This window comes from Pseudoalteromonas sp. PA2MD11, assembly GCF_017808125.1.
Taxonomy (GTDB): Bacteria; Pseudomonadota; Gammaproteobacteria; order Enterobacterales; family Alteromonadaceae; genus Pseudoalteromonas; species Pseudoalteromonas simplex.
The window spans coordinates 25,421-46,209 of sequence record NZ_JADKNF010000002.1 but is presented as its reverse complement, the minus strand read 5'-3'; the positions used below and the strand labels follow the sequence as shown (position 1 = coordinate 46,209).

25 protein-coding genes and 2 tRNA genes are annotated in these 20,789 nt (G+C 40.6%); 13 read left to right on the top strand and 14 right to left on the bottom strand.

Annotated features, from left to right (window positions below; all coding sequences use genetic code 11):
- The 8 genes from nhaC to ISP07_RS02900 all read right to left on the bottom strand — a co-directional run bounded on the left by nhaC (position 1) and on the right by ISP07_RS02900 (position 6,010).
- A complete protein-coding gene (nhaC, locus tag ISP07_RS02935; RefSeq protein ID WP_054551394.1) occupies positions 1-1,482 on the bottom strand; it encodes a Na+/H+ antiporter NhaC in 1,482 nt (493 codons plus the stop codon).
- A gap of 178 nt (positions 1,483-1,660) precedes the next feature.
- On the bottom strand, positions 1,661-3,685 hold the full coding sequence (prc, locus tag ISP07_RS02930) for a carboxy terminal-processing peptidase (RefSeq protein ID WP_199529679.1): 2,025 nt from the start codon (positions 3,683-3,685) through the stop codon (positions 1,661-1,663).
- Between the two features lie 27 nt (positions 3,686-3,712).
- On the bottom strand, positions 3,713-4,363 hold the full coding sequence (gene proQ, locus ISP07_RS02925; RefSeq protein ID WP_054551396.1) for an RNA chaperone ProQ: 651 nt from the start codon (positions 4,361-4,363) through the stop codon (positions 3,713-3,715).
- A gap of 14 nt (positions 4,364-4,377) precedes the next feature.
- Positions 4,378-4,656, bottom strand: a complete 279-nt coding sequence (locus ISP07_RS02920) for a hypothetical protein (protein WP_054551397.1) — start codon at positions 4,654-4,656, stop codon at positions 4,378-4,380.
- Positions 4,653-5,114, bottom strand: a complete 462-nt coding sequence (locus tag ISP07_RS02915; RefSeq protein WP_054551398.1) for a GAF domain-containing protein — start codon at positions 5,112-5,114, stop codon at positions 4,653-4,655. The genes ISP07_RS02920 and ISP07_RS02915 overlap by 4 nt, the downstream gene beginning before the upstream one ends.
- 125 nt (positions 5,115-5,239) lie before the next feature.
- Positions 5,240-5,635 (bottom strand): hypothetical protein, encoded by a 396-nt coding sequence (locus tag ISP07_RS02910; protein WP_209326745.1) that lies wholly within the window; start codon positions 5,633-5,635, stop codon positions 5,240-5,242.
- A 152-nt stretch (positions 5,636-5,787) separates the two neighbouring features.
- Positions 5,788-5,878 (bottom strand) — tRNA-Ser (locus tag ISP07_RS02905).
- Between the two features lie 41 nt (positions 5,879-5,919).
- Positions 5,920-6,010, bottom strand: a tRNA-Ser gene (locus tag ISP07_RS02900).
- A 259-nt stretch (positions 6,011-6,269) separates the two neighbouring features.
- On the opposite strand from ISP07_RS02900, the gene ISP07_RS02895 reads away from it, so the two are divergent.
- From ISP07_RS02895 to ISP07_RS02840, 12 genes are all read left to right on the top strand, one after another.
- The gene (locus ISP07_RS02895; protein WP_209326744.1) at positions 6,270-6,935 is read left to right on the top strand and encodes a Bax inhibitor-1/YccA family protein; all 666 of its coding nucleotides are present in this window, start codon (positions 6,270-6,272) and stop codon (positions 6,933-6,935) included.
- A gap of 55 nt (positions 6,936-6,990) precedes the next feature.
- Complete coding sequence (gene tusD / locus ISP07_RS02890; protein ID WP_187489259.1) at positions 6,991-7,344, top strand: sulfurtransferase complex subunit TusD; 354 nt, start codon at positions 6,991-6,993, stop codon at positions 7,342-7,344.
- Complete coding sequence (gene tusC / locus ISP07_RS02885; RefSeq protein ID WP_138600636.1) at positions 7,341-7,697, top strand: sulfurtransferase complex subunit TusC; 357 nt, start codon at positions 7,341-7,343, stop codon at positions 7,695-7,697. Before tusD ends, tusC begins: the two co-directional genes overlap by 4 nt.
- Positions 7,694-7,960: a DsrH/TusB family sulfur metabolism protein gene (locus ISP07_RS02880; RefSeq protein ID WP_209326743.1), complete on the top strand. Its 267-nt coding sequence runs from the start codon at positions 7,694-7,696 to the stop codon at positions 7,958-7,960. The genes tusC and ISP07_RS02880 overlap by 4 nt, the downstream gene beginning before the upstream one ends.
- Positions 7,961-7,963: 3 nt before the next feature.
- Positions 7,964-8,293, top strand: coding sequence for a TusE/DsrC/DsvC family sulfur relay protein (locus ISP07_RS02875; RefSeq protein WP_138600632.1), 330 nt, complete (start codon positions 7,964-7,966; stop codon positions 8,291-8,293).
- Positions 8,293-8,940, top strand: coding sequence for an rRNA large subunit pseudouridine synthase E (locus ISP07_RS02870; protein WP_209326742.1), 648 nt, complete (start codon positions 8,293-8,295; stop codon positions 8,938-8,940). Before ISP07_RS02875 ends, ISP07_RS02870 begins: the two co-directional genes overlap by 1 nt.
- A complete protein-coding gene (locus ISP07_RS02865; protein WP_209326741.1) occupies positions 8,933-9,367 on the top strand; it encodes an NUDIX hydrolase in 435 nt (144 codons plus the stop codon). The genes ISP07_RS02870 and ISP07_RS02865 overlap by 8 nt, the downstream gene beginning before the upstream one ends.
- A gap of 87 nt (positions 9,368-9,454) precedes the next feature.
- A complete protein-coding gene (gene mnmA, locus ISP07_RS02860) occupies positions 9,455-10,555 on the top strand; it encodes a tRNA 2-thiouridine(34) synthase MnmA (RefSeq protein WP_119852693.1) in 1,101 nt (366 codons plus the stop codon).
- Positions 10,555-11,157: a high frequency lysogenization protein HflD gene (hflD, locus tag ISP07_RS02855; RefSeq protein WP_054561602.1), complete on the top strand. Its 603-nt coding sequence runs from the start codon at positions 10,555-10,557 to the stop codon at positions 11,155-11,157. Before mnmA ends, hflD begins: the two co-directional genes overlap by 1 nt.
- 33 nt (positions 11,158-11,190) lie before the next feature.
- Positions 11,191-12,561, top strand: a complete 1,371-nt coding sequence (gene purB, locus ISP07_RS02850; protein ID WP_209326740.1) for an adenylosuccinate lyase — start codon at positions 11,191-11,193, stop codon at positions 12,559-12,561.
- 73 nt (positions 12,562-12,634) lie between these two features.
- Complete coding sequence (locus ISP07_RS02845) at positions 12,635-13,780, top strand: cupin domain-containing protein (RefSeq protein ID WP_209326739.1); 1,146 nt, start codon at positions 12,635-12,637, stop codon at positions 13,778-13,780.
- A 12-nt stretch (positions 13,781-13,792) separates the two neighbouring features.
- On the top strand, positions 13,793-14,251 hold the full coding sequence (locus ISP07_RS02840; RefSeq protein ID WP_138615853.1) for a GNAT family N-acetyltransferase: 459 nt from the start codon (positions 13,793-13,795) through the stop codon (positions 14,249-14,251).
- Between the two features lie 67 nt (positions 14,252-14,318).
- On the opposite strand, the gene ISP07_RS02835 is transcribed toward ISP07_RS02840, so the two are convergent.
- The 6 genes from ISP07_RS02835 to ISP07_RS02810 all read right to left on the bottom strand — a co-directional run bounded on the left by ISP07_RS02835 (position 14,319) and on the right by ISP07_RS02810 (position 19,532).
- Positions 14,319-14,765: a DUF4826 family protein gene (locus tag ISP07_RS02835; protein ID WP_054551411.1), complete on the bottom strand. Its 447-nt coding sequence runs from the start codon at positions 14,763-14,765 to the stop codon at positions 14,319-14,321.
- Between the two features lie 113 nt (positions 14,766-14,878).
- Complete coding sequence (locus ISP07_RS02830; RefSeq protein ID WP_209326738.1) at positions 14,879-15,409, bottom strand: DUF924 family protein; 531 nt, start codon at positions 15,407-15,409, stop codon at positions 14,879-14,881.
- A gap of 9 nt (positions 15,410-15,418) precedes the next feature.
- Positions 15,419-16,663: a lipoprotein-releasing ABC transporter permease subunit gene (locus tag ISP07_RS02825; RefSeq protein WP_209326737.1), complete on the bottom strand. Its 1,245-nt coding sequence runs from the start codon at positions 16,661-16,663 to the stop codon at positions 15,419-15,421.
- On the bottom strand, positions 16,653-17,351 hold the full coding sequence (gene lolD / locus ISP07_RS02820; RefSeq protein ID WP_209326736.1) for a lipoprotein-releasing ABC transporter ATP-binding protein LolD: 699 nt from the start codon (positions 17,349-17,351) through the stop codon (positions 16,653-16,655). The genes ISP07_RS02825 and lolD overlap by 11 nt, the downstream gene beginning before the upstream one ends.
- A complete protein-coding gene (locus ISP07_RS02815) occupies positions 17,344-18,561 on the bottom strand; it encodes a lipoprotein-releasing ABC transporter permease subunit (protein ID WP_138600616.1) in 1,218 nt (405 codons plus the stop codon). The genes lolD and ISP07_RS02815 overlap by 8 nt, the downstream gene beginning before the upstream one ends.
- An 89-nt stretch (positions 18,562-18,650) precedes the next feature.
- The gene (locus tag ISP07_RS02810; protein ID WP_082389169.1) at positions 18,651-19,532 is read right to left on the bottom strand and encodes a LysR family transcriptional regulator; all 882 of its coding nucleotides are present in this window, start codon (positions 19,530-19,532) and stop codon (positions 18,651-18,653) included.
- A 110-nt stretch (positions 19,533-19,642) separates the two neighbouring features.
- Here ISP07_RS02810 and ISP07_RS02805 point away from each other — a divergent pair, with 110 nt between their 5' ends.
- A complete protein-coding gene (locus ISP07_RS02805) occupies positions 19,643-20,764 on the top strand; it encodes an S-(hydroxymethyl)glutathione dehydrogenase/class III alcohol dehydrogenase (RefSeq protein WP_209326735.1) in 1,122 nt (373 codons plus the stop codon).
- Positions 20,765-20,789: the final 25 nt, after the last annotated feature.

Sequence of the window (20,789 nt, the reverse complement as noted above, 5' to 3'; positions counted from 1 at the left end):
TTATTCGGCGTTAGCTTCTTGTTTAAGATGTTTTGGGGTAATACGTAAAATTTTAATACCAAAATAGGCATAAACAACCGCTAAGAATGGATTAATTAAATTAAAGAACGCGTACATTGCATAGTCAAATGGATTGATTAGTAAAACACTTTGCATGTAAGCACCACAGGTATTCCAAGGAATAAGTGGGCTAGTAATTGTGCCACCATCTTCTAATGTGCGAGATAAATTTACAGGCTTTAAACCGCGTTTTTCATATTCGTCTTTAAACATACGTCCAGGAACGACAATCGCGATATATTGGTCAGCTGCAACCGCATTGGTACCAATACACGTTGCAATCGTTGCTGTGATAAGAGAGCCCGTGCTTTTAGCAATTTTTAAGATGCTCTTAACGAACATATCAAGTAAGCCAGTTTTTTCCATGATAGCGCCAAACATCAAGGCCGTCATAATCAGCCAAGTTGTTGTTAACATGCCAGCCATACCACCACCGCTCAATAATGAATCCATTTTTTCATCGCCAGTGTCGATGCTGAAACCATCAAAGAACGTTGTCCAAACTAATTTGAAGTAACCAATTGCTTGGCCTTGTGATGCATCAATTTGGCTATTGATTAAATCAGATTGAAATAACATAGCCCAAATTGCACCTAACACCGCACCAATTGAAATAGCTGGGAAAGCTGGCATCTTACGAATTGCTAAAAACAACAACACCACCAGTGGCACTAGCATTTCAAAACCAATATTAAAGTTTTGCTCTAATAAATTAACGATTTCATCAATACGGCCCGCTTCTGTTGAACCACCGGCATTAAAGCCCATAAAGATAAAAATAATTAACGCAATAATGAAGCTTGGCACCGTAGTCCAAAGCATGTGATGAATATGCTCAAATAAATCAGCCCCAGCCACTGCTGGCGCTAGGTTTGTTGTTTCAGAAAGCGGGCTTAATTTATCACCAAAGTAGGCACCAGAAATGACCGCGCCTGCTGTAACAACTTGTTCAAGACCAAGACCAGTTGCAACACCTAATAACGCTACACCGATAGTCGCAGCTGTGGTCCAAGAGCTACCAATACTCATAGCCACAATGCCACAAATCAAGCAGCTAGCGGCATAGAACCAGCTAGGATTGATAATTTGTAAGCCATAGTAAATTAGAGTGGGTACAGTTCCTGATAACAGCCAAGTACCGATTAAGGCACCCACCATTAACAGTATAATGATTGCTCCAAGGGATAAGGTGATCCCCTCAATCATGGCTTGTTCTAGTTTCTTCCAGGTGTAACCATTTTTTAAGCCAATTAATGCCGCGGTAAATGTAGCGAATAATAAAGCGATTTGGTTAGGACCAGATGATGAGTTATCACCGAATAAATAAACAGCAGCGCCTAGTAGGCACACGAGCACAGTAATTGGGATTAAGGCATCTAAAAAACTGGCCTGTTTAATTGGCTTCTCTTCAATTGAATTCAAAAGATAGTCTCCTACACGTCTTATGTGGCGTGTTTAATTATTATTGTAAGCTTTGACGCAAAACTTCAGTGGCCTTATGCAGCCAGATTTTGTGATTATACCAATCTAACCTGTTTTAGGTAGCAAAAAAGGCGCTTAAGCGCCTTTTTATTAATCAATATTGCTAATTAATTGCTAATTATTTCTTAGCGATACGACCATATTTTATATAATCTTGGGTGATTAATGCCGCTTCTTCTAAGAAAGGGTCTAGCTCGTCAAGGCTATCAGGTAAATCGTCAAGCTTCTCAACTGGCTTTTCACCAAGGCGAACAAGTCGTTCATTAGCACGTTCTAACGCGCGTTCTTCACCTTCGTCTTTCTCTTTTAGACGCGTCGCTTCAACCAATGAGATAGTCTTACGGTCTTTCTCTTCTTGATAGCGTTTAATGTCAGCAAATACATAGCCAAACTCAGGCTCGTCTGCAATACGGGCATCATGAAGCTTATTAACGTAAGCAATCGCTGGTTTGAGGTTATCAACCGAGTTGTACTTAGCACGTATGATGCTATCCCAAGGTAGCGCGTTGTCTTGTTGACTCTCACCCCACTCTGATGGCTCAATTGCCGATGGGAATGACACATCTGGGATCACGCCTTTGTGCTGTGTGCTTCCGCCGTTAATTCGGTAGAATTTTGCAATGGTATACTGCACGCTACCTAATGGGTGGTCGTATAGGTCATAAGCACGGCCAAGTGGTTTATGCTGCTGTACAGTTCCCTTACCAAAGGTTTGCTCACCAATCACAATTGCACGGCCATAATCTTGCATTGCTGCTGCAAAAATTTCTGAGGCAGACGCACTGTAGCGATCAACCAACACTGTCAGTGGGCCATCGTAAAAAGTGACACCATCACGGTCTTTTTGCTCTTCAATACGATTATTTAGCGTATGAATTTGTACTACAGGACCTTGATCGATAAATAAGCCAGAAAGTTGCGTCGCTTCGTAAAGTGACCCACCGCCGTTTTGACGTAAATCGATAATGATACCGTCAACTTTGGCTTCTTTTAATTTTGCAATTTCAACTTTTACGTCTTGCGATAAATTGTTATAGAAACCAGGGATTTCAATCACACCAATTTTGCTGGTTAAGTCTGAATATTTTGCTTCAAATACTTCAGATTTTGCAGCACGGTCTTCTAAGCGAATTTTATCACGCGTGATTTCAACCACTTTTGGTGTACCGTGAGCATCCGCCCCTTTTAAGTATTGCAGGCGAACTTTTGTCCCTTTCGGGCCTTTGATTAAATCAACGACGTCATCTAAACGCCAGCCAATCACATCAACAAACTCTTCACCTTCTTGGGCAACACCAATAATACGGTCATCTGCTTTTATTTGTTCAGACTTATCAGCCGGTCCTCCTGGGACTAAGCTACGGATTACCGTGTAATCTTCGTCATAGCTAAGCACCGCACCAATACCTTCTAACTCAAGATCCATGTCCATCTTGAATTGCTCAGCGCGACGAGGTGATAAATAAGAGGTATGCGCTTCAATGCTTCGTGCGAATGAGTTCATCACAATTTGAAAAGCATCTTCACTGTTCGTTTGTACTAAACGCTTTTGCGCGTTGTGGTAGCGTTTGGTCAAGACTTCTTTAATGCCTTGCCAATCTTTACCAGTCATTTTTAATCGTAAAGCATCGTATTTAACGCGCTGACGCCAAAGTTCATCAAGCTCAGCTTGGCTTGTTGCCCACTCAGCGTCTTCACGGTCAAACAGGTACTCATCTTCTTTATCGAACTTCATTTCGTTTTCAAGTAACGATAAAGAATAGTCATAGCGTTCAAAACGACGTTTTAAACTTAAATTAAAAATATCAAAAGCAAATCCCAATTTACCTGTCGACAATGCATTATCAAATTGGTCTTTATATTGCTCAAACGAGGCAATGTCAGACGCTAAAAACACATTTTTATTGTAGTCGAGAGATTCAATATAACGATCAAAAACCTTCTCAGATAATTCATCGTTAAATTTAATTGGTTTGTAGTGTGCACGAGTAAATAAGTTTGTCACCCGTTTGCTTGCCGTACTATGTTGGCTTTCTTGCTTGAGTACTGGCAGGTCTTTTTCAGTCAGATTGTCTGATGATGCCAGTAATGAACCTGAAAACAGGGCAGCGACTAACGGAATGAGCGTAAACTTTTTACTCATACACAACTCCTTTATTTTTTACAGCTATTAAATGATATACAGGCTGTCTGCTTTGGTCTTAACTTGCATCCCTGTTACTAACTCAACGTGAACTTCATCTTTATTCACTTCAGTAATAACCGCGTTTACAAGTGCTTGGCCAAGTTTAACTTTAACTTTGCTATTAACCTTGACCTCTGAGGCAGGTAAAGGTTCAACTTTTCCTGAACGTTTTGCAGGAGCAGCTTTAGCAGGCTTATTATTTACTTTAGCGCCTTTTTCGCCAGATTTAGCGTGGTGGCCACTATTCTTTTTGTAAGATTTTGTGTCACCGTCTTTACGTGGACGTTGTGGCTTCTTACGCTTTGCCATTTTAGCGCGGCTTTCTTCTAACGCTTTTTGTGCGTGCTCAATGTGCTCTTGTTCTACTTTTTCATCTTGATTACCATCAAGATCGATACGGAACTCAGACTTAGTCACCGCTTCTAAATAGCGCCAGTTTGAGGTGTACTTTCTTAGTGCTTGACGAACCTGAGTTTTACTTACTTTCTCAGAACCTTCAATACGCTCAGCGATATCTTTAAAGATACCTACTTTAAGCGGCTGAATACCGTCTTTTTGTTTAAAACATTGTGGAAATTCTTGGTATAAGAAATCCAATACTTCATTAATATCTTTTAGCTTGTTTGTGGTTTCCATGTTAGAACCTTTTATTACATCTTTTCATCAAGTGATGAATCGACATAGTGTGTTACCCAGTCGGTCAACTCTTCGAAGTCCGCTTCAATAAGCGCTAAATCACCACGAAGGTGTTCCCAAATACCATTTATAATTTCATCAATTGATTCACAGTCAAGGTCATCTGGTAGACGCTCCCATGCCATGTGAATCAAGTCGTTGAGCCTTTCGGCAACAACTTCTTCTTCCCCTTCCCAATCACCAACATCATGGATCGCAAAGAGGTAATCTTGCACATTTAGCAGATCTTTCATTTTAGATTTGCCTCAAAGCATTTTACCAATGCTTCTAAACCAGCTTGATCATCAGCATCGAATCGCGCAATGCTTGGGCTGTCGATATCAAGTACAGCAAATACTTTACCGTCTTTGAAAATCGGCACAACTACTTCAGAGTTAGATGCAGCATCGCAGGCAATATGACCAGCAAATGCATGCACGTCTGCAATGAGTTGTGTTTGTTGTGTTTGCGCGGCAGTTCCACATACCCCTTTACCTACTGGAATACGGATACATGCAGGATTACCTTGAAACGGCCCTAGCACTAATTCTTCAGGTGAATCCATTAAATAAAAGCCCGCCCAATTGATATCCTCTAAAGAGGTAAATAACAGCGCACTAATATTTGCCATGTTGGCAATAACATTTGATTCACCAGTGATTAGCGACTCAGTTTGTTTAACTAATGACTGGTAAAAATCTTGCTTTTGCATACCAAACTACTTCTTATTAAACATACAGTAGCTAAAGGTACTCTTTGTAGACGACAAATGAAACCTTTTAAGGGCAAAAAAAAACATTTTGCCCTCAATTTCAGTCAGCTTGATTAAATATTCTGCTATTGATGAGAAGATTGTGTTGTAAGGCCCTGTCTTAAACCAAATAAAAACAGTCCAGCTGCCAGAGCAGACATCATAGCATTGACTACAAAAGCCATCCCTGTTGTAGCGCTAAGTAAGTAGCTAAAAATAGCGCCACCTAGTAAGCCAAGTGTCAGAACACCTGAATAATTAACCTTTGCATATTTAAACATAAGTAAATAACCAGGCACTACAAATGCTGCCATAGTTAAGCCTACTATGTGTGCATTGGCTATTGCGCTAACAAATAAATTAAAGAAAATGCTAAAACCATTTCCTTCAAGTGTAAACGCATAATAAAGGCCTAAGATACAACCGATGATCACTGGCGATAATAAAGAAAGTCCTACACTCTTTGCTAAACGATGTTTCATAAATTCCTTAATGTCACAAAGATAATACGAGAAGTGTTAAGCATGGACTAACTAGTTAAAATGCGAAATATCGACAATAGTCGTAATTTGCAGAACAAATGAGAAGCTTCAGAAACAAAAAAGCCGCTGAATAAATTCAGCGGCTTCAATGATGGTGGAGAGATAGGGATTTGAACCCTAGAGGGGCTACAAACCCCTGCCGGTTTTCAAGACCGGTGCATTCGACCACTCTGCCATCTCTCCAAATGCGAAAACCTACCCGCTTACGCCAGTAGTAAAAATAATGGTGGAGAGATAGGGATTTGAACCCTAGAGGGGCTACAAACCCCTGCCGGTTTTCAAGACCGGTGCATTCGACCACTCTGCCATCTCTCCGACGGCGTGCATAATAGATAAGGCAGCCGTGTTTGTGAAGCTTTTTTTCAAAAAAACTGTTTAAGTGATTAAAAAACAATTAATTTGCTCAGCATTAGTACAATAATGTTTAGATTGTGCGCAACATTGAACTTTTCAATTATTTATCTTGTCTATTGATCCACAATAGTTTGCCCAAATATATAACTCTTGATAGGCTTAGTTCAGTTTAATAATTGGAACTAACGAACGTATAAGTTCATTTAAAGGAGCTCTGACAATGGCGTTTAATCAATCGTACAATACTGCAAGACCAGTAATGTCGACTATTGAAACCAATAAAGTTTTAAAAAATACCTATTTCTTACTTGCCATGACACTGGCATTTAGCGCAGTGACAGCAGGTATCTCAATGGCAATGAATCTACCTTATTTTATGGGGATAGTATTTAGTTTGATTGCATTCGGTGTACTTTTTGTTGTTCGCAAAAAGGCAGACAGTGCATCAGGTGTTGCTTGGGTGTTTGTATTCACAGGTTTGATGGGCGCAGGACTCGGTCCAATGCTTAACTACTATGCTGCAATGCCAAATGGCCCTATGCTCATTATGCAAGCGTTAGGCTCTACTGCGTTAATCTTCTTTGGTTTGTCTGCTTATGCACTTACCACGAAAAAAGACTTCTCATTTATGGGTGGCTTTTTAACTGTGGGTTTAATCGTAGTGATTATTGCAAGCCTAGTTAACTTATTCATCGGCAGCTCAATCACCTTTATGGTTATCAATGCTGCAGTTGTGCTAATTATGTCTGGTTTAATCTTATTTGACACTAGCCGTATTATTAATGGCGGTGAGACCAACTACATCCGCGCAACTGTTGCTTTATACCTGAACGTATATAATTTATTTACGTCTCTTCTTCACCTACTTGGTGCAAGTGATGACTAATTAAATAGTTCTGCTAAAATAGCCCCTTTCTAGGGGCTTTTTTATTGGATGCGTTTTGGCACAATTTGTACTTTCTCTTCATACCGCGCCGACCGATCACGACACAACTCAACGGCTAATTAAATTTGCACAGGCCTGTCTTGACTCTGGTCACTCAATTGCAGCTATCTTTCTTTATCAAGCAGGTGTTTACCACGCAAGTAACCATTTAGAACTTGCCAGTGACGAGCTGCCAATTAATCGTTTGTGGCAGTCGTTGAGTGAGCAAGAGGTCCCCCTACTGCTATGTGTCACTGCTGCTGAAAAACGAGGCTTAGATATCGATAACACAAGCGTGTTTACCGTCGCTGGGCTTGCAGAATTTGCGATGCTTGTCAGTGAAGCGGATAAATGGGTGCAATTTAAATGAAAAACATTTTAGTGATCAGCCAGCATGGCCCATTTGATGATCAACATATTCGTGAATCACTCGACACCACACTAATTTTTGCTGCTATTGAACAAAACATTAGTTGGCTACTCAGTGGTGAAGCTGTTTTAGCTTTGAAGAAAAACCAGCAGCCAGAGCAACTTGGCATTAAAAACTATTTTAAAACCATTAAAACGCTTGAATTATACGATGTTGAAAATATATATGTATGTGAAAAGTCGTTGATGGATTTTAACCTCACACAAGAAAGCTTAATTATTGATGTTAAAGTAGCTAACTTTGAGCAACAGCGTGAATTAATTAGCCAGCAACATCAGGTGGTGACACTATGAGTACCTTGCATATTTTTTCAAAACCTTTATCGCACTACTGCAATAATATGTTGGCCAATTTAATTTCTTCAGAAGATACAGTGCTACTTGTTAGTGATGCTTGTTATAACAACATGCAGTTTAAACAGTTCTCTGCAGCAATTCATTTACTTGAAGAAGATGCTGCAGCTCGTGATATTTCATTCAATCAAGGCGATATCGCAATAAACTATACACAGTTTGTAGAAATGACTTTAAACGCAAAAAACACGATTACTTGGTAAACCATGCTTGAATTTAATAACAAACAGATTGAAACAGACAAACAAGGCTATTTACTTGATTCAAATGATTGGTGTGAAGAGCTTGCACCCATTATTGCTGAGCAAGAGAACATTACCTTAAGTGAGCAGCACTGGGAAGTTGTGCATTTTGTGCGTGACTTTTATATAGAATACAACACCAGCCCTGCTATTCGTATGCTGGTCAAAGCAATGGCCCAAAAGCTAGGTGAAGAAAAAGGAAATAGCATGTACTTGTATAAACTATTCCCTAAAGGCCCCGCTAAGCAAGCGACTAAAATTGCAGGTTTACCTAAACCGGCTAGGTGCATTTAATGGTTAATAAAGCCAATAGCAAACCACGTCGCAGTAGCGGTCGAACTTATTCAAGACCTACTCAAAAACGCCAAGTTAAAAAGGCAATTAGCCCAGAGCTGCGCAAAGTGGTGCTATTGAACAAACCATTTGATGTGCTTTGCCAATTTACTGATGATCAAAACCGCAAAACGCTTGCCGACTTTATTACTATTAAAGACGTGTATGCAGCAGGACGCCTAGACAGAGATAGTGAAGGACTGTTGCTCCTTACCAACTGCGGTAAATTACAACACACACTTACTGAACCCAATAAAAAAACAGCTAAAACTTATTGGGTGCAAGTAGAAGGTGATGTGACTGATGAGGCTATCTTTGCACTTAACAAAGGTGTAGAGCTTAAAGATGGCATGACCAAGCCTGCTAAAGTTAGGCGTATTGACGAGCCGTCAATTTGGCCGCGTACCCCGCCCGTTCGCGAGCGTAAAAACATTCCAACCAGCTGGTTAGAAATCTCTATCACTGAGGGGCGTAATCGCCAAGTTCGCCGTATGACAGCCCATGTTGGCTTCCCTACTTTGCGATTAATTCGTTACAGCATTGGTAACTATACCCTTGATGGCTTAGACAGTGGTCAGTTTAAAGTAGTGAACAACCCAGATGCATAAACCCAATGTCACAGTGGCCGCCATCGTCACATGCCAAGACAAATTTTTACTTGTTAAAGAGCGCGATAAACACACAGGTGAGATTTGCTATAACCAGCCTGCCGGCCATTTGGAAGCCAATGAAACCTTAGCTGAAGCAGCTCATCGAGAACTTATTGAAGAAACAGGGATTAGTCTAAATGCTAGTCACCTGGTTGGTATCTATAATTTACACGCCGCGAATGGCATTCATTATATGCGTTTTAGCTTTGCTTTTAATAGCCCAGAGCTGTTTAAACCATCTCCCAAAGATGATGACATTCTCAGCGCAGATTGGTTTAGCCTTGAGCAAATTAAAAGCCTGCCGCTTAGAAGCTCTCTGGTTTTAAAATGCATTGAAGATCATTTAGCTGGTAAAGCCTACCCACTTAGTTTGATTTACCAATAAGCGCTGTGATTTTGGCTGGTTTGGGCGTCTAAAAGCATGCTATAATACCGGCCTTTCCATAGCAGTTAAAAAATGACAGCGAATATTATGAGCGAAAATAGTCACATTAAAGTCATCGTGGGTATGTCCGGCGGTGTTGATTCTTCTGTATCAGCGTATTTATTAAAGCAACAAGGCTATCAAGTTGAAGGCCTGTTCATGAAAAACTGGGAAGAAGACGATAATGATGAATATTGCGCTGCAGCTGAAGACCTAAAAGACGCACAAGCTGTGTGCGACAAGCTAGGTATTGAGCTTCACACTGTAAATTTTGCAGCCGAATACTGGGACAACGTGTTTGAGTACTTTTTAGCAGAGTACAAAGCAGGCCGTACGCCAAACCCAGACATCATGTGTAATAAAGAAATTAAATTCAAAGCATTTCTAGAATTTGCAGCACAAGCACTTGGGGCTGATTACATCGCGACTGGCCACTATGTTCGCCGCGAAAAACGTGGTGATAAATTTGTAATGTGTCGTGGCCTCGATGACAACAAAGATCAAAGCTATTTCTTATACACTTTAAGCCATGAGCATATTGCGCAAACACTTTTCCCTGTTGGCGATATTGCTAAGCCTGAAGTACGCCGCATTGCTGAAGAGCAAGATTTAATTACGCACGATAAAAAAGACAGTACTGGTATTTGTTTTATTGGTGAGCGTAAATTTAAAGACTTCTTACAAAAATTCTTACCAGCACAGCCAGGTAAAATTGAAGATACCGATGGCAACGAAGTGGGTGAGCACGAAGGCTTGATGTACCACACACTTGGTCAACGTAAAGGTCTATTAATTGGTGGCATGAAAGAAGGTTCGGGTGAACCTTGGTATGTAGTTGATAAAGACGTTGAGCGTAACGTATTAGTGGTTGGTCAAGGTAAAGACCACCCTCGCCTGTACAGCAATGGTTTAAATGCAAACCAGCTGCACTGGGTTGACCGCGAAGGTCCGAAAGGGACCACACGCTGCACTGTTAAAACCCGCTATCGCCAAGAAGATATCAGCTGTACTTTACTTGTTGGTGAAGATGGTATGGCGCGCGTACTATTTGATGAGCCACAAAAGGCAGTGACACCGGGCCAATCAGCTGTATTCTACGCTGACGAAGTATGTTTAGGTGGCGGCATTATTGATTCGGTGATCAAATAATGACAGAGCACCAAGTCATGGCTTTAGCTGCCATGTGTCAAGTTGCTAAACAAGTACAAAAAGTTGCGCAATATGGCCAAGGCAGTGATCACGAATTAGAAAAATTACTAAACTGTATTGTTGAAACATCACCAAATAGCCCTGAAGACGTGTATCAGGGTAAGCATAATTTACGTGAAGGCTATCGCATTTTGATTGCACAGCTTTCGGCTGGCGCCGACAAAGACGTCGAAATCGTAAAATATGTGGGTGGTTTAATGCAATTAGAACGTGCATTAAGTTCAAAACAAAACAGTTTAAATGAATTAGGTCGTCGCATTGATGATGTTAAACGTCGCCTCGACCATTTTGCTATCACAGATGATACTGTAGTAGCAGCGCTTGCTGATATTTACTCATCGGTGCTAAGCCCCCTTGGGCATCGTATTCAAGTGTATGGCAAGCCAGAGTTATTAAAACAGCAGCTCACGCAAAACAAAATTCGTGCCCTATTATTGGCCGGAATTCGTAGTGCCGTGTTATGGCGACAAATGGGCGGTAAACGCCGTCACTTTTTCTTTGCAAAAAGAAAAATCCTCGCCATTGCTAAACAATCAATTTAATTATCGTTCAAACTAGACAATTTAGGAGTCATTATGGAGCTTTCAGCGTTAACCGCTATCTCTCCGGTAGATGGTCGCTATGGCAGCAAGACCACGGAACTACGCAGCATTTTCAGCGAATTTGGTTTAATCAAATACCGTGTAACTGTTGAAGTTCGTTGGTTACAAGCTTTATCTGCAGCTAGCGCAATCAAAGAAGTACCGGCTTTTAGCGACGAGGCTAATGCTTTACTTAATGCCATTGTTGATAACTTTAGCGAAGCGGATGCAACACGCGTTAAAGAGATCGAGCGCACAACTAACCATGACGTAAAAGCAGTTGAATACCTACTTAAAGAAAAAGTAGCTGATAACGCAGAGCTTAACGCAGTTAACGAATTCATTCACTTTGCATGTACTTCAGAAGACATCAATAACCTGTCTCACGGTTTAATGCTTACCGAAGCGCGTGACAAAGTATTACTTCCATACTGTGACCAACTTCTAAATGCATTAAAAGAAAAAGCAGTTGAGTACAAGTCAGTTGCGATGATGACACGTACCCACGGTCAACCAGCTACCCCTTCGACAATGGGTAAAGAGTTTGCAAACGTCTACATGCGCTTAAAGCGTCAACGTGACCAAATTGCTAACGTAGAAATGTTAGGTAAAATTAACGGTGCTGTAGGTAACTACAACGCTCACCTGAGTGCATACCCAGATTACGATTGGCACAACCACGCTGAGCAGTTCGTAACGAGACTAGGTCTCACGTTCAACCCGTTTACAACACAAATCGAGCCACACGATTACATTGCTGAGTTATTCGATGCAGTTGCACGTTTCAACACTGTATTACTTGATTTTGACCGTGACGTTTGGGGCTACATTGCACTTAACCACTTCAAACAAAAAACAATCGCAGGTGAGATTGGTTCATCAACTATGCCTCACAAAGTAAACCCGATTGATTTTGAAAACTCTGAAGGTAACTTAGGTATTGCTAACGCTATCTTTACTCACCTTGCGCAAAAACTACCTGTTTCTCGCTGGCAACGTGACTTAACTGACTCAACAGTGTTACGTAACCTAGGTGTTGGTATGGGCTACACACTTATCGCTTACCAAGCGACATTAAAAGGTGTTAGCAAGCTTGAAGTAAACGAAGAGCGTTTATTAGCAGAACTAGACCAAAACTGGGAATTACTAGCAGAGCCAATCCAAACGGTTATGCGTAAATATGGTATCGAAAAGCCATATGAAAAACTTAAAGACCTTACTCGTGGTAAGCGCGTAAACCAAGAAATCATGGCTGATTTCATCGATGGTCTTGAGTTACCTGAAGAAGCAAAAGTAGAAATGAAAAAATTAACTCCGGCTAATTACATTGGTCGTGCTGTTGAGTTCATCGACAACTTAGCTTAAATTCAAATTAAGACTTAAAAAAGCGAAAGGCCTTCCTTTCGCTTTTTTTATATCAATTCGCTTAGGTCATATTATGTATCAATTAACCATCAATTCATTAACCCAAGAGCAATTTTTAGCTGAGTATTGGCAGAAAAAACCATTACTTATAAAGCAAGGCTTCAAGGATTTTGCTGATCCGATTGAGCCAGAAGAATTGGCCGGTCTTGCCATGGAAGAAAGCATTGAATCACGTATTGTGACCAATCACTCAGATGATTGGCAAGCATACCATGGTCCTTTTGAAGACTTTAGCTTACTAACTGAAAAGCACTCAACATTACTGGTGCAAGCAGTTGACCATTGGCATAGCGATGCAGCGCAACTACTTGAGCCATTTCGATTTATTCCCAACTGGCGTATCGATGACTTGATGATCAGCTACTCTACCCCGGGTGGTGGCGTGGGCCCGCATTTGGATCAATACGACGTGTTTATTATTCAAGGTGAAGGTAAACGCCACTGGCGAGTTGGTTTACCTGATGCGAACTTAAAGCAATTTGCACAAAATAAGAGCCTGTTACAAGTTGAGCAATTTCCTGCCGTGATCGACTGTGTGTTAGAGCCGGGAGATATTCTCTATATTCCACCAGGTTGCCCACATGAAGGTTACGCAGTTGAAAATGCACTTAATTACTCTGTGGGTTTTAGAGCGCCAAACCAACGCGATTTATTATCACAATTTGCCGATCACCTCATCGATACTGAGCTTGGTAATCAACGATACGGTGATGCAGAGCTTAAGTTGCGCTCATCTAAAGGTGAGCTTAACCAAACTGAAGCAGAAAAAGTAAAGCAACTTATGATTGCTGCAATTAATGATGACGCAGTATTCAAGACTTGGCTTGGTAACAGTATGAGTCAGCCAAAGCATGACATGGATTTAGCGCCTTTAGAAGAACCATATACTTTAGATGAAGTAAATGACTTACTCAATGATGAAGACGTTGTTTTTGAGCGTTTAGGTGGTACCCGCGCTATCTATCAAGTAGTTGACGATAAAATACTTTTAAGTATTAATGGTGTTAATTACATGCATGATTTAACTGACCTTGAATTAATAACAAAGCTCACCGATCAGACATGGGTGACCGCTGCTGACATAAATAGTTCAAAAAATAATCATATTTTCTTGAAAACCTTTACTACACTTTTAAATGAGGGTATTTGGTTTTGTTAGGAGTGTGTGTTTATGGGCTATCAAATAGATGAAGTTGAATGGAGTATCGACAAGGAACTCTTACAACAAATCCGAGAGCGGGTATTTGTATATGAACTACATATCCCAAGACACATTGAGTTTGACCATCTAGATAAAATAGCACATCACGTGCTCGTTACAGATGAAGGTAAACGCCCAGTTGCTACTGGGCGTTTATGTAATGATGGCCTTATCGGCCGTATTGCAGTTTTACCAGAACACCGTAATCGTTCGGTTTATAAATCATTATTGAATTACTTAGTTAATTTGGCTGAAAAGCAAGGCTGTGATTGTGTCAGCATTAATTGCATATTGAATGAAGTAGATAGATTCAAACAAAATGGTTTTTCGGCTGATGGTTTAGTGTTTATGGAAGCTGGTATTCCAAGGCAACGAATGCTCTGCCCTATTAAGCAATTTGATACGCGGCCATTCACTTTGGTGCATTAAGGTACATGTAAAACAAAAAAGCTGAATAACATTATTCAGCTTTTTCTTAGAAGGTATGCAGAGTTAGTTATGCTGGCTCGTTTTGCCACATTTCTTCTTTTTCAAATAACTCATATAAGCCATGGGCACGGTTGATTAACAGATTAGCAAAATCAGCTTTGGTTTTATCTACCGCACCTGATTGCATTAGCTGATCAGCCTTCATTTGCCACTGCATTGAGAAATAACGTAATACTTCACGTGCATTGTTTGCTGCACTTGCTTCAGCGTGATCGGTTGGTAAACGACCTGTGATCACCCAATAGCTCTTACCGTTTTGTGCTTTAAATTTCCAAATAGCTACTAATGGCGCAATAAAACGGCTTTCTTTTTCTACAACAGTTTGCGGAATAACGCCTTTTTCAGCTAAATGCTTTTGTGCATTTTCGAAACATTCTCTTTGCCAAATAACACTTTGTTTTTGCGCTTCAGCTTGTTCTTCTGGTGTTAATGGTCTTGCTTGTTTTTGTTCCATGGTGGTTACTCTTTTACAACATTTCTGACACTTTAAGGTTTAAAATGGCGCTGTGCAAGTATTTACAGGCAATCAAAGAGCATTTAAATTTACTTGCGTACTATTCAATCAACCTAGAAAGAAGAGTTAGGCTCAGTCAAAAATTGCAGTTCTTCAGGAGTTGATTCGCGACCTAAAATCCTATTGCGATGTGGGTAGCGACCAAACCTATCAATAATCACTTTGTGCTTTAGTTCAAATTCAGAATTACTCATGCCTTTAAACAATTGCTCAGCCTGCTGGTGAATGATTTTAGATTCACTGTGCATAAACGGCATGTAAATAAACGCAGCTTGAGAGCTAGGTAATTTTTTATCAAAGCCAAGTTCAATTGCTCTTTGCGCTAAGCTTAGTGCTTGTGGATCTTGGCTAAAAGCCTGCGCCGTATTACGGTAAATATTGCGTGAAAACTGATCTAACACGATAATTTCAGCTAAAGAGCCTAGGGCATCAACTCGCCAGTCTGCATGCTCGCCAGCGATAACCTGCAAAAGGCATTGTGAAAACTTAACCGTAATCAAGGCATCAACTTCATCAGATTGCTGATACCAAGCTTCTGGTCCTAATTCATTAAACCAAAAATCGATAATCCTTTGCTTATCCATAAACTTTCCTTAATTTCCAAGAACTTTTGCAGGATCGACACGGGTTGCTTGCCACGCAGGATATAAGGTTGCCAAAATAGCGAGAACAAATGTAACAATCACCGTTATAACAATATCTTGCCAAACTAGTTTACTGGGTAAAAACTCAATAAAATAAACCCCTTGTAACGGGTTATCGCCAAATAAGTTACTTGCCCAAGTGAACAGTTCACTGATGTTTAACGCTAGCATCACACCGATAACTGTGCCTAAGATCACACCAATTAAAGCTTGTGTAAAACCTTGCATTACGAAGGTTGCTAAAATGGTGCTATCTTGTGCGCCCATGGTTTTTAAAATTGCGATATTTGCCTGTTTTTCACGTACTTCCATCACTAATGACGAAACAATATTAAAACTCGCTACGGCAATTATTAAAAACACCACGATATACACAATAGTGCGAACCATTTGAATATCTTGATATAAGCTACCCTGGGTTCTAAACCAACTCGAGACATAGACATAATCAGGAATAACTTGCCCCACACGCATCGCCGTTCGATGGGCTGCGAACACATCAGCTACTTGTAGACGTAAACCGGTTACTTGGTTTTGCTCAAAACTCAACACACTTTGCGCTTTATCAAGGCGAATGAAAGCCGCCGTTTCATCAATTGGGCCACCCATTTTTATAATACCCGCAAGATTCAAGCTCACACGTTTTGGCGCCAATAAAGTGTTACTTTGCTGGTTTATCTGTGGGATTAATAAGGTAACTGGGTCGCCAATTTTAAGACCTAATCGGTTGACTATTTGCTGCCCTAACAGTACATCTTCTTGTTGTAACTGAGTAACTAAGCGCCCTTCTGTAAATTGGTTTAACGCCGACACTTGGTTTTCAAATTCAGGGCTAACACCACGCACTTCAACTGCTTTTAACTCACTTTTATATTGCGCCATACCGTTGACACTAATAAACGGCGCAGCACCTGTTACACCGGCTTGAGAGCGTAGTAGAGCAACTTTTGACTGCCAGTTATTGATTGGTTTGTTAGGGGCAACATATTCAACCTGCGGAACTACCGATAAAAGTCGATGTACTAATTGCTGCTCAAAGCCATTAATCACTGACAAAGCAACAATTAACACGGCGACTCCTAAAAGTATGCCGATTGTCGATGCTTTAGCGATAAAGCTAACAAAACCGTTTTGTCCGTCTTTTTGGCCACTATGGGCACGAAAGCGTTTTGAAATAAAGGCACTAAGCAACATGCTGAGACTCTTTAATAGCAAGCTTACCATCATCTAAATAGGCAATTTTGCCTAGTTTATCTGCAAGTTCTAAATCATGGGTTACCACAACAAAACTGGTTTTTAAGCTAGTATTTAATTCTTTAATCAAATCGTAAATTTTAATAGCGTTTTGTTTATCTAGGTTACCCGTAGGTTCATCGGCTAGCACTAAAGCAGGCTCAGTAACTAATGCACGTGCGATTGCAACCCGCTGCCTCTCACCACCTGATAACGCCGAAGGTTTATGTTCGCTACGATGGGATAACCCTACTTTATCTAGCATGTTATGGGCTTTTTCGGTTGCCGCTTTTGCGCTTAAACCTTTAATTAATAATGGCATTGCAACATTTTCGATGGCAGTAAATTCCATTAATAGATGATGGAATTGATAAATAAAACCTAAATTTTCATTTCGGAAACTGGCTTGTTGTTTACGGTTTAATTTAGAAACTTGCTGGCCTTTAATTTCAACCTTGCCTGAGCTTTCGTTATCTAAGGTACCCAATATATGCAGTAAAGTACTTTTTCCTGAGCCTGAGCTCCCTACAACGGCTAACATTTCGCCTTGTTTAAGAGCTAAATCAACCCCTTTTAATACCGCAACCTCGTTATCGCCATCTTGATAGACTTTATTTAGCTGCTGACAATTGATAACTAAATCACTCATAACGTAATACCTCTGCTGGATTCACTTTTGCAGCTTTTCTGGCAGGATACAAGGTAGCTAAAAAGCTCATCGCAATACTCCCTGCGGCAATAAAACTCAAACTCATCACATCAAATTTAACGGGTAAACTCACGCCCGCTAGTAAATTGATGCCTAACATATTCAATAATTCATTAATGTTGCTACTCAATAGCACACCAAGTAACGCACCAATACTGGTACCGATAAGGCCATTATATAAGCCTTGGATCATAAACACGTGCTGCACTTGTAACGGAGTTAAACCCAGTGTTTGTAAAATAGCGACTTCACTTTGTTTTTCGCTCACCATCATGGTTAATGCCGACACGATATTAAACACTGCCACGAGCACGATTAAGCCAAGTAACATCGACATAATACGCTTTTCCATTGCCACAGCGGCAAATAGTGTCCCTTGGCTAGCTCGCCAATCAGTCACTTTGTAATCGTTTAAAATAGCTAACTGAGATTGTAATACTTGCTCAACAGCAAATGGTTCATACAGCGATACACTCAAGTTAGGTGCTGCTGATTTTGCTAGTTTCAAAACTCTGCCTAACGAATAGCCACTGGTAAATGCCAATGACATATCAATTTCTGACTGTGTTTCATAAAGTGCAGCAACGGTAAACAAGCGCTGACTCGGTACTCGACCAAGGGGAGTATACGAACTGGCATTAGGCATGATCACCCGTACTTTATCCCCAAGCGAAATACCCAATTTTCGACTCAAGTAGCGGCTAATCGCAATATGGTAGTTGCTGTCCATTACTTGTGACCAATTGCCGGCAACAATTTTATCTTTTACGTTATAGATGGAGCTTCCTTCATCATAAAGGCCTTGTAACAATACGCCGTGCAAATCTTGGTTAGTTTGTAAAATGGCTTCGCCATGGCGGTATAGGTTAACTTGTTTAACATCTTGAGAATTTGCTAGTTGCTGCTTTAACTGCAGCATGGTTTCTTTCGAATTATCTTCGGCTGATACTTCAATATGAGGAATTAAACCTAGCATGTTGGTTTTAAGGTTATTTTCAAAGCCATTCATTACTGAACTAACTGTAAACAAGGCCATTAAACCAATAGCAATGCCCGCGATAGAGAAAAATGAAATAAATGAGATAAAGGCATTGCCCTTTGAGGAGCGACTATATCTCAGCCCTATAAAAAGGCTAACAGGTTGAAACATAATAAATTATGGGTATTCCAAGGGCTAAATATGCGCTCATGTTAGCATAGATTTAGCTAGCATGGGATGCGCGAAATTGTAAAAAATAATTATAAATCTGATACTTGAACAGTGGCAACCAAATGGTCAAGTAATGCTTTTACATTGGTTGCAATAAACTGCCTTGGTGGATACACCCCCCACACCCCTTCAGGTTCAGGTGCAACATTCGAAAGAACAGCAGTCAACCTGCCATCGGCTAAGTGTTCATTGACATAGTAATCTGGTAATTGCACGATGCCTAACCCTTTGATAGCAGCGTCAACCAATGCCCAACCACTGTTACAGGCTAAACGCCCAGCCACTTTGATGTGCTTATCTTGGCCCTGCTCTTTTACCCGCCAGTAACTGTTATTACCGATAAGGCAATTGTGCTGATGTAATTCACTGACACTGTGTGGTTGGCCGAATTTATTGATATATTCAGGGCTACAACAAATAACAAGCCTGCGCTGACTAATGCGCCGTGCTTTTAAAGATGAATCTTTTAAATGACCAAGGCGAATAGCCAGATCATACCCATCTTCTAATAGATTAACTTGCTCATTACTTAAATGGCTGATCACTTCAATATCTGGGTGCTTTTGCATAAACGAATGTACCGCAGGCATGATAAAACTTTCACCGTACATCACAGGAGCTGTTAGTTTTATACTGCCTTTAGGTGTCAATTGCTGCTCTGCAAGTAATGCCGTAGCATCATCCATGGCATGTTGTAATTGTTTTGTTTGATGCGCAAATACCTGCCCCTCTTGCGTTAGCACCACTTTACGAGTGGTTCGGGTTAGCAATTGGGTGTTCAATCGCTCTTCTAATTGGCTCACATAGCGGCTTACATGAGCCACTGACATACCCAATAGCTTACTTGCTTTTGTAAAACTGCCTGTTTCTGCTACCGCTAAAAACTCATCAATTCCGTGCCAACGATTCATTATTACCATACTGTAAAAGTGTTTTAATAAAACGAAGATTATCATTCATTGAGAAACAAATAAAATAGACTAAGTTTAATACTTACTTCCAACAACTATAAGGGAACGTTATGACTGATTTTATCAAATCAAAAGCGGCTATCGCTTGGGGTCCAAATCAACCACTATCAATTGAAGAAGTGGATGTAATGATGCCTAAAAAAGGCGAAGTGCTTGTAAAGATTGTTGCTACAGGTGTTTGTCATACCGATGCATTTACTTTATCTGGTGAAGACCCTGAAGGTATTTTCCCAGCAATCCTTGGCCATGAAGGTGGCGGTATCGTTGAAGCCATTGGTGAAGGCGTAACACATGTTGAAGTAGGCGATCATGTTATTCCTCTTTACACTGCTGAATGTGGCGAGTGTAAAATGTGTAAATCGGGCAAAACAAATTTATGTTCTGCGGTACGTGAAACGCAAGGTAAAGGTTTAATGCCTGATGGCACAACGCGTTTCTATAAAGATGGTCAACCAATTTATCACTACATGGGTTGCTCTACCTTCTCTGAGTACACTGTATTACCAGAGATTTCACTTGCTAAAGTAAGCAAAGAAGCGCCTCTTGAAGAAATTTGTTTACTTGGTTGTGGTGTAACAACCGGCATGGGTGCTGTTACTAAAACAGCAAAAGTTCAAAAAGGCGATACCGTCGCTATTTTTGGTCTAGGCGGTATCGGTTTATCGGCGATAATCGGTGCGAAAATGGCGGGCGCAAGCCGTATTATTGGTGTTGATATCAATATCAGTAAGTTTGATCTTGCTACTAAACTAGGTGCAACTGATTTAGTCAATCCAAATGACTTCGACAAACCAATCCAAGAGGTCATCGTTGAAATGACTGACGGCGGTGTTGATTTCTCATTTGAATGTATCGGTAATGTTAATGTAATGCGCTCTGCTCTTGAGTGTTGTCACAAAGGTTGGGGTGAATCAGTAATCATTGGTGTTGCAGGTGCAGGCCAAGAGATCTCAACACGTCCATTCCAACTAGTAACAGGTCGTGTATGGCGCGGTAGTGCATTTGGTGGCGTTAAAGGTCGCTCAGAACTACCTGAGATTGTTGAGCGTTATATGAACGGTGAGTTTGCTTTAAATGATTTCATCACACACACCATGAAACTTGAAGATATCAATGAAGCTTTCGACTTAATGCACGAAGGTAAGAGCATCCGCTCAGTTATTCATTATTAATCTTTTATTTGGCGCTAGGTTGATA